The organism is Pragia fontium, assembly GCF_900638655.1.
GTDB lineage: Bacteria > Pseudomonadota > Gammaproteobacteria > Enterobacterales > Enterobacteriaceae > Pragia > Pragia fontium.
Map to the genome: position 1 here is coordinate 1280955 of NZ_LR134531.1, position 11898 is coordinate 1292852.

An 11898-nucleotide genomic window follows, 5' to 3' on the forward strand; every position below is an offset into this window, starting at 1 on the left:
TATTCAGCTTCCTGATGGAGTGAATAACGGGCCTGAAAATATACATCGTGAATATCGGTGATTAAATCGGGCAGCCTTCTGCTTTATTCGGATTTAACGACATATCCAGATGCAGCTCTTCCAGCATACTTTGGGCAATTTCTCTCTCGCCCATAATGACATGGTTTGCTCCGCGTTCAGAGATATACTCCACCTCATCATCGTAGTGAGCTCGGGCAATAATCATCAGGTCTGGTCTTTGTGCGCGGGCGTAGGCAACAATTTCACCGGCCTCATAGCCGTTTGGCGTGGTAACTAACAGGCAGCGAGCACAATCCAGCCGGGCTAACGACATCATTTCATGGTTACCGGCATTCCCCAACACGGTGCTGATATCCCGCTCACGTAGCATTTCGACTCGTGATAGTGAATTTTCTACTACCACTAAAGGAATATCCCGATCGTGAAGACGGCTGCCAAGGATGCTACCTACGCGGCCATAGCCAACCAGAATAACGTGATTACACATATCGACAGGTACCTGAGCCACTTCTTCTTCTACCACTTCTTCAATAATTTGATCTTCAATGGTTTCGGTTTTATTCAGGTATTTACCAATGAGGTTAAATACTAGTGGGTTCAGTAGAATAGACAGGATAGCACCAGCCAGAATCAGACTCTGACCTTCTTTATCCATTACCCCTAAGGCTATTCCCATGGTGGCCAAGATAAAGGCAAATTCACCGATTTGCGCCAAACTGGCAGAGATGGTTAAGGCCGTACGCTTGGAGTGGCCAAACAGGCGCACAATCAAGAATGCAGCAATGGATTTACCAAGAACGATAATCACCAGCGTCGCCATGACAGCCAGCGGTTGCTCCAGTAGCGTCATTGGCTCAAACAGCATTCCGACCGAGACAAAGAACAGAACGGCAAATGCATCTCGTAGCGGTAGGGTATTTTGCGCGGCGCGATGGCTGAGTTCAGATTCGTTTAGCACCATACCGGCGAAGAATGCGCCAAGGGCAAATGAGGCGCCAAATAGCTGTACAGAGCCGTAGGCGATACCCATAGCAATAGCCAGCACTGACAGGGTAAACAGTTCATTGGAGCCGGTACTGGCGCTTTTAGCCAGCAACCACGGCACGACCCGACGACCGACCACAATCATCAGGACGATAAAGGCAACTACTTTACCCAGCGTAATACCCAGTGAGATGGCCAGGCTAGCAAAATCGCTATGGCCCTGCTGTATAATTCCGGTAATGGCCGGTAATAAGACCAGCGCCAGCACCATCACTAAATCTTCAACAATCAGCCAGCCAATGGCAATTTTACCGCGTTGGCTTTCAATCAGTTGACGCTCTTCTAACGCACGCAGTAACACCACGGTACTTGCGGTAGAAAGACATAATCCAAAGACAATACCGTTAATCAGATCCCAACCCAGTCCATAGGCCAAACCCATACCGAGAAGGGTTGCGACGGCTATCTGGGTGATGGCGCCGGGAATGGCGATTTTTTTTACCGAGAGAAGATCTTTAAGGGAGAAATGAAGACCTACACCAAACATCAACAGAATAACGCCGACTTCAGCTAATTGGTTGGCCAGTACCTCATCAGCGACAAATCCTGGAGTGTGTTTACCTGCTACGATACCGGCAATCAGATATCCTACCAGTGGTGAAATACGTAGGCGATTGGCGATCAGGCCGAAAATAAAGGCCAGAACTAAGCCTCCGGCGATAGTGGTAATCAGTGGTGTAGAATGCTCCATCAACGTTCCTTCTTGTTGGGGGTGGACAGGGGACGTTTTAATTTTATGGTATTTACAACATTTTTGCTTGGAAAAATTTGCTATTTTTGAAAATAAGTGATGATTTCTTACTGAATCGATTTAAGAGCTGCATTTTTATAAGATTAGTTTCATATCATCACGCTCTGCAAGGCTTTTTCGACAGGGGAAATATCTTTTCCTCTGTCGGAAGCGTGAGTTATTTACCTTTTGTGTTCAATATTTGGCAATAGAGCGGTCAGAATGCCCAGCAGAGGAAGGAAAGCGCATATATGGTAAACCGTCTCGATGCTGGTATGGTCAGCAACATAGCCTAACGCCGCGGCACCTAGCCCACCCATGCCAAAGGAGAGTCCAAAGAATAATCCAGAAACCATACCGATTTTTCCCGGAATAAGCTCTTGGGCGTAGACTAAAATGGCCGAAAATGCCGAAGCCATGATAAGACCAATGATCACCGTCAAAATACCGGTCCAATAGAGCGATGCGTAGGGTAAAATAAGCGTGAAAGGAGCTGCGCCAAGTATAGAGGCCCAAATAACATATTTACGCCCAATTTTATCCCCCACTGGCCCGCCAATGATGGTTCCGGCTGCAACTGCAAATAGAAATACAAACAGGTGAACCTGAGCATTTTGCAGGGTAATACCAAACTTATGCATCAGATAAAAGGTGTAATAGCTACTAATGCTGGCCAGATAGAAGTATTTGGAAAAAATCAGCGTTAATAAAATAAATAGCGAGAAAGCCACTGTCTTGTTGGGTAAACGTTGAACGGTCGATGGCTTGAAAACCTTACCGCTATTACTGCGCTGTTGTGCTTGATACCAACGGCCAACCTGCAGTAATACCACAATAGCCAGTAACGGAGCGACAGCAAACCAGGTTAGGGTGCCTTTACCGTAAGGGGCAATAAAAGCCGCAGCGAGCAAGGGGCCCAGAGAGGAACCTAAGTTACCGCCAACCTGAAAGATAGACTGCGCCATACCGTGGCGACCACCGGATGCCATACGAGCAACCCGGGATGATTCAGGATGGAATACGGAAGAACCGGTGCCGACTAACGCCGCCGCCAGCAAGACCATATGAAAACTGGACGCATAAGCCAGCAATATCAAACCAACTAGGGTAAAGCCCATACCGATCGGCAATGAAAACGGTTTCGGATGCTTATCGGTATACAACCCAATAAGCGGCTGTAGCAGTGACGCGGTTAGCTGATAGGTCAGGGTAATCAAACCTATTTGACCAAAGCTGAGGGAAAATTCACCCTGCAACATCGGGTAAATGGCAATAATTAGCGACTGGGTCATATCATTGAGCATATGAGAGACGCTAATTGCACCTAAAATGCGAAATGAGGTTTTGCGCGAATTATTGGCAACGGATGGCAGAGCGCTGCTATTGCTGGTTTGATTAGTCATAATAATTGTTTTTATCAGTAAAGTTTTGGGTTTTGGCGCGTATACCTAATCAAACATGCAACGGACAACGGTAGAAAAGGCATTGGTCTGCTGTCTTAAATGTTAATCAGGTGTTAATTCAGTATAGCGTGGTGCTTGTTGATAATAAAAGCATTATTGTGTGTATTAAATCACCATTCGGGGGTTAATGAATTATATCTGATCGGGTCTTTTATCCAGGTCTCAGCTAGCTAATTAACCAAACGAAGACCTAGGCTCTGTTTTATTTCCGGCTGATGACAAGAGTTTTAATGGTTCTTTTCTGTCGCTATCGGGGCAAACGTTGCGGAGGTCAAACGGCACAGGTCGGCCGGATTCAGTTCGATATCCAGTCCGCGTTTACCACCGGAAACATACATGGTTGTAAAACCTTCTGCACCGGCATCAATCACCGTCGGCAACTTTTTTTTCTGTCCCAGTGGGCTAATACCGCCAACCAGATAACCGGTAACCCGTTGGGCCAGCATAGGATCGGCCATGTCTACTTTTTTGGCTGACAGGGCTTTAGCCATTTTCTTTAAGTCCAGCATACTGGCAACCGGTACGATCGCCACCGCTAAATGTTTACTGTCGCCGTTAATACTTACCAGCAAGGTTTTATAAACACGTTCGGCTTCAAACCCCAGTTTTTTAACGGCTTCATCACCAAAATTTGTCTCATGAGGATCATGAGCATAGGCGTGCAGAACATAGTCTACTTTTTGTTGTTTTAACAGTCTGACTGCCGGCGTCATAGCGAGTACCTTTGAATCGATAATTGTTATTGTGTTATTCCATTATCATAACGCGTTGTGGCTTGATTTTCTTTCAGTAATTCGGGGAGATTGCTTTCGCCAAACAGGTGAAGTGCCCCGACAACCACCACATAGTTACCTTTCGGTAAAGCCTGTAATTGGGTTGCCCAAAGGCGATTACGATTAGCGATCATCAACTGATAAAGGTCACCGCCCATGCCATAAGGAAGCGTCAGGTTTCTTTCTATAGGCCGCTGACTTAGCCACCATTTCACCATGATTTTTAATAACCGGTCGTTGTCTTGCCAGTGTTCCAGTGAATCTTTGAGCAGGGGAATGCCGTTATCGGGTATTTGTTGTAGCAAAGCGATTTGTTTATCGGCGCCTTCCAGTTCGATAATGGGAACAGCGGCTTTATTGGCTGCCTGTAATACTTGGTAATCAATGCCATATTCGCTTTTCAGGCCAGCTATATTGGCTTGCGTTGCCTGTAACACTAACGCAGCGTGCCAGCCGGGTTTCGTTGCGATGGTGTCAATATCTAATCCCAGTTCATCCAAACGTTGAATAAGCTGTTGGTATTCCTCTGTGGTGAGCCGCTGAGAAATATCGGGTAAGTTATCCGGGGTTTCAAAGGAAACAGGTTTGGAAATATCCACCTCTACAATCAGTGCATCGGCTTTTTTCAGGCGTTTAAGCAGATCGGCAGAGAAGGGCGCCATCTCTCGGGTACCCATATGAATACTGCCGACCAAATGCAACTGGCTACCGTTTTCGGTAACAAAATCATAGGCCGGATAGGCGCAGACTAAGGGAGGGGCGAATCCCAGAAAAATAGCGAGTTTTTTGAGTATATTGCTCATGAGACTCCGGTAAGTTAGGAGGATGTTGGAATAATCGCCGTTAAATTGAACAGAGTCAAATTGATGAGGTGAACTAAATAGCGATACTTTTTTATTGAGCGCTGGAATTTAGCCGACAGCTGAGAGAGGGAAACGTCCAGCTTAGAGGCTGGACGTTGGTGCTGTTTTGCTGTCCCGTTAGGGGGAGCTTTATGCAATAAGGCGAATAATCGAATCAACGATCGTTCATTTGCTACTGCTTGGGTTTAAATCGCAATAGCCGGTTAGCATTGCCCACAACGGTAATGGATGATAATGCCATGGCTGCACCAGCCACCACCGGGCTCAGCAACGTACCAGTCAGTGGATAAAGTATGCCAGCAGCAATAGGGATACCCAGCGAGTTATAAATAAAGGCACCCAGTAGGTTTTGTTTCATATTGCTTAGCGTGGCTTTAGACAGTTCCAAAGCATCCGCTACGCCGTTCAGACTGTGACGCATCAGCGTAATCGCTGCGGTTTCAATAGCAATATCGCTGCCGCCACCCATGGCTATGCCAACATCAGCGCAGGCCAGAGCAGGAGCATCGTTAATGCCGTCGCCCACCATCGCCACCTTATGACCGGCGTTTTGCAACTGTTTAATGGCATCGGCTTTACCATCCGGCAGTACACCAGCAATGACTTTATCGATACCCGCTTCTTTAGCGATTGCCTTGGCAGTGATTGGGTTATCGCCGGTTAACATCACTAATTGATAACCTTGGTTATGCAGCCGCTTCAGTGCTTGAACGCTATCGCTACGCAGAGGATCGCGAATAGCCAGTACGGCGATCAGTTGGCCATTAGCCGCCAGTAGAACAGGCGTCGCGCCTTGCTCAGCCTCTTCGCGAATCGTCGATATTGCCATCGAAGTGTCTACTCGTTGTTCGGCCATCAGCCGTTCGTTACCGAGTAATAAGGTGGTACCGTTCACGGTGCCGCTAACGCCTAAGCCGCGCAAGGTGCGAAACTCACTAACGTCCGGCAGATTTAAGCCTTCGGCTTTCGCCATGATAGCGTGAGCCAGAGGATGGCTAGCCCCTTGCTCCAATGCCGCGGCCCATTCTACGATCTGCGTTTCTGTTGCCTGATTAAAGGTGTGAATCGCAGTAACCTGTGGTTTACCTTCAGTCAGGGTGCCGGTTTTATCGAAGATGACCGTATCGATGCCATTGGCTTGCTGTAATGCATCCGCATCACGCACCAGAACCCCCAGTTCGGCCGCTCGACCAACGCCGGAGATAATCGACATCGGTGTTGCTAATCCAAGGGCGCAAGGACAGGCAATAATCAAGACGGTGGTGACAATAACCAGCGTATACACTAACTGAGGCTGAGGCCCGATTAGATACCAGATAAGCCCACTTATTAAGGCGATAGCCACCACCACTGGAACGAAGATAGCGGAAATGCGGTCGGCCATACGTCCGATCTCTGGTTTGCTGCTTTGTGCCTGACGTACCAGCTTGATAATCCGCGCTAGCGTGGTTTGATTACCAATGGCACCAGCACGGAACAGGGCACTACCATCCTGAACGACGGTACCAGCATGCAGCGGAGCTGCTACCGATTTTTGCTGAGGCATCGCCTCACCAGTAAGCATGGCTTCGTCCATCCAGACTTCACCTTGGGTGATTTCACCATCAACCGGCACGCGATCACCGGTAGTTAAGCGAACGATCATGCCGACCTGAACTTCCGATAGCGGAATGATTTGTTCGCCGTCTTCCGTTACCACTTTGGCCGTTGGTGGTGTTAAATCCAGTAAGCGCTCCAGCGCCTTAGATGAACGCTGGCGAGCCCGCTGCTCTAACGCATGGCCTAAGTTAATCAGACCGATAATCATGGCGCTGGCTTCAAAGTAGATATGGCGAGCCGCCATAGGGAAAATATCCGGCCAAATTGACACGCTCATTGAGTAGATCCACGCGGCACCGGTACCCAAGGCAATCAAGGTATCCATGGTGGCGCTGCGGTTCATCAGACTACGCCAGGCGTTGGTATAGAAATGTCCTCCGGCGGCTATCATTACCGCCAGCGTGACCAGACCCACAATAATCCAGTAAGGTTGGTTATCGGCGGTTACCATCATGGTGCCGCCAAACACTCCCCACAGCATTAACGGTACACCGAGTGCCAGCGCCAGAGCGGATTGCCAACGGAACTGTCGAATGCTCTGACGTGAGGTTTCATGTTGTCTGGCGCGGCGCTGTTCTTCATCCTGAATGATTTCAGCCCCGTATCCGGCTTTGGTCACTGCACCGATCAGATCCGCCTGCTGCGGGTGACCAAATACCATGGCGCTACGCTCGGCCAGATTAACGCGTGCCTGTTCAACCCCCGGCACGCTTTCCAGTGCTTTCTGCACTTTATTGACGCAACTGGCACAGCTCATACCGCTGAGCAGCAGTTGAACGCTGTCATCACTATCGTCTGGCTGAACCGTTGGCGCTTGCTCGACCGATTCGATAACTGGGGAGATATTTTCTGCCGCTGTCAGTGGCTCCGGTGTTTCTGATGGTGACAGCGGCTCAGTTTTTGGGTGAGGGAGACCATCGGCTAAAGTAGCTTCATAGCCTGCTTGAGTTACCGCATCGATCAGACTTTGAACTGATACGCTGCCTGTTACCGTGGCGCTATCAATAGTGACATCTACCTGTTCTACACCGGGAACGCTTTCCAACGCTTTTTTAGTGTTGCCCACGCAATGATTGCAGGTTAAACCTGAGAGGTGCAGTTTATATTCATTATTATTAGCCAGAGTAGCTTCATAACCCGCTTGTTGAACCGCATCAATGAGTGCCTGTGCGGATGCCGTACCGTAGACCCGTGCTTTATCCAATGAGACTTCGGCAGCAAACACCCCCTCGACGGCTTCCAGTGCTTTGGTGGTACTTCCGGTACAGTGACCGCAGGACAGGCCGGACAGATTCAAGGTTACGTCCGCCGTTGCCAGTTTGGCTTGATAACCCGCCTGTTCAACGGCAGCCATTAAATCAGCGTCGTTGACTTCGCTAACTACTTTGGCATGAGTCACATTAACGTTTGATGACTGAACGCCGGGTAGGGCATCCAGCGCTTTTTTAACTCGGCCAGCACAACCCATACAGGTCAGGCCGGTTAACTGTAGGATAGTGGTGTGTTGCATAATAGGCTCCTGAATATTGACTCAGATTTATGTTTAAATCGTTGGCTCTGATAGCTGTAATGGAGTTTAAACCTTCCAGCAACAGGAAGGTCAAGGCAAGATTGATATTTAGTTGGTGGCGTTAATCAATATACTGATTAATCAGCTGTTAATTGTTTTTGTGGCACTAAATTTATTATCAGATGTATTTTTAGTTTTAGGTTAATCATCAAATCGAAGCATTGATTGATCTTTTCCTTCTATCGCCTCTCTCATGCATCATCCATGCGCATATGCTTTTTTATTATTTGTTATGTCTATCGATTCTTTAATCTAAATAAACCAACGGGATACTCTTAGTCATAATAATTCTAAAGGATCTGCATATTATGTCTGAGAAGGTTATATCTATGCCCATTTTACCTTTGTCGCAGGAGCAATTGGCACATTTAAAGGCCGCGACCGCTGGTTTGGATTCGGTACAGATTGCCTGGGTGTCCGGCTATTTATGGGGGCTAACCAGCCAGAATACATCTGAAACATCCATTACGGCGGAGGGATCAGCATCAGCCTCTGCATCTGTTCGTCCAATAACGGTGCTATCCGCTTCTCAAACTGGTAACGCCCGTCGTCTGGCGGTTCAGCTACGTGATGATTTAGTACATGCCGGTTTATCAGCCACGCTGATAAACGCTGGTGACTATAAATTCAAACAGATCGATCAGGAAAGACAGTTGATTATTGTGGCATCAACCCAGGGGGAAGGGGATGCGCCAGAAGAAGCAATCGCCTTATATAAATATCTATTCTCGAAAAAAGCCCCGGCATTAAACCAGACTCAGTTCGCCATTTTTGGTCTGGGAGATACCTCCTATGAACATTTTTGCCAGACGGGTAAAGATTTTGATCATCGCTTGGCTGAGTTGGGGGCGATCCGCCTGTTAGACCGAGTCGATGCTGATGTGGATTACCAGCCGCTGGCTGAACAGTGGCGGCAAAAAGTTGTTGAGCGTCTGAAAGCTGAAGTTGCCGTTTCATTACCGTCATCCATTGCTCATGCGGCAATTACCGATGCAACCGAGACAAAATACAGTAAAGAGCAACCGTTGATTGCTTCTTTATCCGTGAACCAGAAAATTACCTCACGAAGTTCAGACCGAGACGTTCGCCATATCGAAATCGATTTGGGCAATTCAGGACTCAGCTATCAACCCGGAGATGCGCTTGGGGTGTGGTTTCAGAACGATGCTGAATTGATTGAACTGTTATTGACCGAACTAGGCTTGTCTGGCGATGAACAGGTTGAAGTGCACGGTAAAATAGAGCCTTTGCGGGATGCATTGAAATTCCATTATGAGCTGACGCAAAACACCGCGGCTATTGTCGAGTTTTATGCTAACCACACCGGCGATGCCCGCCTGACAGAACTATTAAGCGATAAAGCTGGCTTGCAGGCCTACGCTCACCACACGCCTATCGTGGATATGGTGCGGCGTAACCCCGCTAAGTTGGACGCTCAAACGCTATTAAGCATGCTGCGCCCAATAACACCGCGATTGTATTCCATTGCTTCATCTCAGGAAGAAGTGGGCAATGAAGCTCATCTTACCGTTGCTGTTGTGCGTTATGAGGTGGATGGTCAGGCGCGTACCGGTGGTGCTTCAGGTTATCTGGCCGACAGGCTAGAGGAAGAGGGGGATATTGCGGTGTTTGTTGAACGTAACCCGAATTTTCGCCTGCCGGATAATCCGCAAACGCCGGTAATTATGATCGGCCCCGGCACAGGTATCGCGCCGTTCCGTGGGTTTATGCAGCAGCGGGAAGCGATGGGCGCTACAGGTAAAAACTGGCTGGTGTTTGGTAATCCTCATTTTACCTCTGACTTTCTCTATCAGGTTGAGTGGCAGCGCTATGCCAAAAGTGGCTTGTTAGACCGTATCGATTTGGCTTGGTCGCGCGATTTAGAACATAAGGTCTATGTACAGGATAAGCTGCGGGAAAACGGCAGCGAACTATGGCAGTGGATTCAGAGTGGTGCGCATCTCTATGTATGCGGTGATGCAAACCGTATGGCGAAAGATGTTGAACGTGCATTACTGGATGTTGTGTCAACGCATGGGGCAATGACCCCAGAGCAGGCCGACGAGTATTTAAGTGAATTGCGCCTCGAGAAGCGCTATCAGCGGGATGTTTACTAATGAGCAATCAACCGACACAAGCAGCGGAAGTTAAACTTTCCGATAATGAAAGAATGAAGCGCGAGAGTGATTTTCTACGCGGGACGATTGCCGAAGATCTGAAAGACGGTCTGACCGGCGGGTTTCGCGGTGATAACTTTCAACTGATTCGTTTTCACGGTATGTATCAGCAAGATGACCGTGATTTACGCACTGAAAGAGCGGAGCAGAAGCTAGAGCCGCTGGTGAATGTGATGCTGCGCTGTCGTTTGCCAGGCGGCATTATTACCCCTCAACAGTGGCTGGGGATTGATAAGTTTGCCGAGGAAGATACCTTATACGGCAGCATTCGCCTGACCACTCGTCAAACCTTTCAGTTTCACGGTGTCTTAAAGAACGATATTAAACCGATGCACCAATTGCTGAATCGGCTGGGGCTGGACTCTATCGCCACCGCCGGTGACGTTAATCGTAATGTGCTATGTACCTCTAACCCGGTGGAGTCTGAACTGCATCAACAGGCGTACGAGTGGGCTAAAAAAATCTCTGAGCATCTGTTGCCGAAAACCCGTGCTTATGCGGAAATTTGGCTGGATGGGGAAAAGCTGGAGACCACCGATGTTGAGCCGATTTTAGGGGCGACTTACTTACCGCGTAAATTTAAAACCGCCGTGGTTATTCCGCCGGATAATGATGTTGATTTACACGCCAATGACCTCTGTTTTGTTGCCGTTGGAGAAAACGGACAATTAGTTGGTTTTAACGTATTGGTAGGCGGTGGGTTAGCGATGACCCACGGCGATAAGCTGACTTATCCTCGCAAAGCCTCTGAATTTGGCTATATTCCGCTGGAACATACTCTGGCCGTTGCCGAGGCGGTTGTGGCGACTCAGCGTGACTGGGGCAATCGCTCTGAACGTAAAAATGCTAAAACCAAATATACGCTGGAACGATTTGGGGTTGAGGCATTTAAACAGGAAGTGGAAAAACGTGCCGCGATTACTTTTTTACCCATTGTTCCTTATACCTTTACCCGCCGTGGTGACTATATTGGTTGGGTAAAAGGCATTGATAAACAATGGCACCTGACGTTGTTTATTGAGAACGGTCGTTTGTTGGATTATCCCGGTAGACCGCTAAAAACCGGCATGGCTGAGATTGCTAAAGTACATAAAGGGGATTTTCGTTTGACCGCCAATCAGAATCTGATTGTCGCCGGGGTTGCCGATGAAGATAAAGCACAGATAGAAGCTTTGGCACGCCAGTACGGTTTAATCAGCGATGGCGTCAGCGAACAGCGTAAAAACTCCATGGCCTGCGTCTCTTTTCCTACTTGTCCGTTGGCGATGGCGGAAGCTGAACGCTTTTTACCGGATTTTATTACCCAGATTGAGCAGGTGATGACTCGGCATCAGGTGGCAGAGGAACATATTATTCTGCGGGTTACCGGTTGCCCGAATGGTTGCGGCCGGGCGATGTTGGCGGAAGTCGGGTTAGTAGGTAAAGCGCCTGACCGTTATAACCTGCATCTGGGCGGTAACCGTGAGGGTACGCGTATTCCACGTATGTATCGGGAGAATATTACCTCAGCGGAAATTCTGTCTGAACTGGACAGTTTAATTGGCCGTTGGGCAATTGAGCGTCAGGAACAGGAAGGATTTGGTGACTATGTTATTCGCGCCGATATTATTAAACCGGTGATAGATTCCGCTCGGGACTTCTACGATTAAGGGGTAACC

Annotated in this window: 7 protein-coding genes; 2 read left to right on the plus strand and 5 right to left on the minus strand. The window is 48.4% G+C overall.

What is annotated here, in order from left to right; genetic code table 11:
- Window positions 1–61 precede the first annotated feature (61 nt).
- The 5 genes from ybaL to copA all read right to left on the minus strand — a co-directional run bounded on the left by ybaL (window position 62) and on the right by copA (window position 8003).
- Window positions 62–1756: a YbaL family putative K(+) efflux transporter gene (gene ybaL, locus EL341_RS05405; RefSeq protein ID WP_074820784.1), complete on the minus strand. Its 1695-nt coding sequence runs from the start codon at window positions 1754–1756 to the stop codon at window positions 62–64.
- 221 nt (window positions 1757–1977) lie between these two features.
- Window positions 1978–3198, minus strand: coding sequence for an MFS transporter (locus EL341_RS05410; RefSeq protein WP_047780457.1), 1221 nt, complete (start codon window positions 3196–3198; stop codon window positions 1978–1980).
- 287 nt (window positions 3199–3485) lie between these two features.
- A complete protein-coding gene (gene ybaK, locus EL341_RS05415; RefSeq protein ID WP_126467209.1) occupies window positions 3486–3971 on the minus strand; it encodes a Cys-tRNA(Pro)/Cys-tRNA(Cys) deacylase YbaK in 486 nt (161 codons plus the stop codon).
- A gap of 26 nt (window positions 3972–3997) precedes the next feature.
- The gene (locus EL341_RS05420) at window positions 3998–4834 is read right to left on the minus strand and encodes a TraB/GumN family protein (RefSeq protein WP_126467211.1); all 837 of its coding nucleotides are present in this window, start codon (window positions 4832–4834) and stop codon (window positions 3998–4000) included.
- Between the two features lie 232 nt (window positions 4835–5066).
- Entirely contained in the window at window positions 5067–8003 is a 2937-nt protein-coding gene (copA, locus tag EL341_RS05425; RefSeq protein ID WP_126467213.1) for a copper-exporting P-type ATPase CopA, read from the minus strand.
- Window positions 8004–8371: 368 nt separating this feature from the next.
- Between copA and cysJ the strand changes: the two genes are divergently transcribed.
- Both cysJ and cysI read left to right on the plus strand, forming a co-directional pair.
- The gene (gene cysJ, locus EL341_RS05430) at window positions 8372–10180 is read left to right on the plus strand and encodes an NADPH-dependent assimilatory sulfite reductase flavoprotein subunit (protein ID WP_126467215.1); all 1809 of its coding nucleotides are present in this window, start codon (window positions 8372–8374) and stop codon (window positions 10178–10180) included.
- Window positions 10180–11889 carry an assimilatory sulfite reductase (NADPH) hemoprotein subunit gene (cysI, locus tag EL341_RS05435; RefSeq protein WP_047780462.1) on the plus strand — a complete coding sequence of 570 codons (1710 nt, stop codon included), beginning with the start codon at window positions 10180–10182 and terminating at the stop codon, window positions 11887–11889. The genes cysJ and cysI overlap by 1 nt, the downstream gene beginning before the upstream one ends.
- The last annotated feature ends 9 nt before the right edge of the window (window positions 11890–11898 follow it).

Excerpts from the sequence above, each read along its gene's own strand:
- copA (WP_126467213.1), bottom strand. The coding sequence starts at position 8,003 with ATGCAACACACCACTATCCTACAGTTAACCGGCCTGACCTGTATGGGT.
- EL341_RS05420 (WP_126467211.1), bottom strand. The coding sequence starts at position 4,834 with ATGAGCAATATACTCAAAAAACTCGCTATTTTTCTGGGATTCGCCCCT.
- cysI (WP_047780462.1), top strand. The coding sequence starts at position 10,180 with ATGAGCAATCAACCGACACAAGCAGCGGAAGTTAAACTTTCCGATAAT.
- ybaK (WP_126467209.1), bottom strand. The coding sequence starts at position 3,971 with ATGACGCCGGCAGTCAGACTGTTAAAACAACAAAAAGTAGACTATGTT.
- ybaL (WP_074820784.1), bottom strand. The coding sequence starts at position 1,756 with ATGGAGCATTCTACACCACTGATTACCACTATCGCCGGAGGCTTAGTT.
- EL341_RS05410 (WP_047780457.1), bottom strand. The coding sequence starts at position 3,198 with ATGACTAATCAAACCAGCAATAGCAGCGCTCTGCCATCCGTTGCCAAT.
- cysJ (WP_126467215.1), top strand. The coding sequence starts at position 8,372 with ATGTCTGAGAAGGTTATATCTATGCCCATTTTACCTTTGTCGCAGGAG.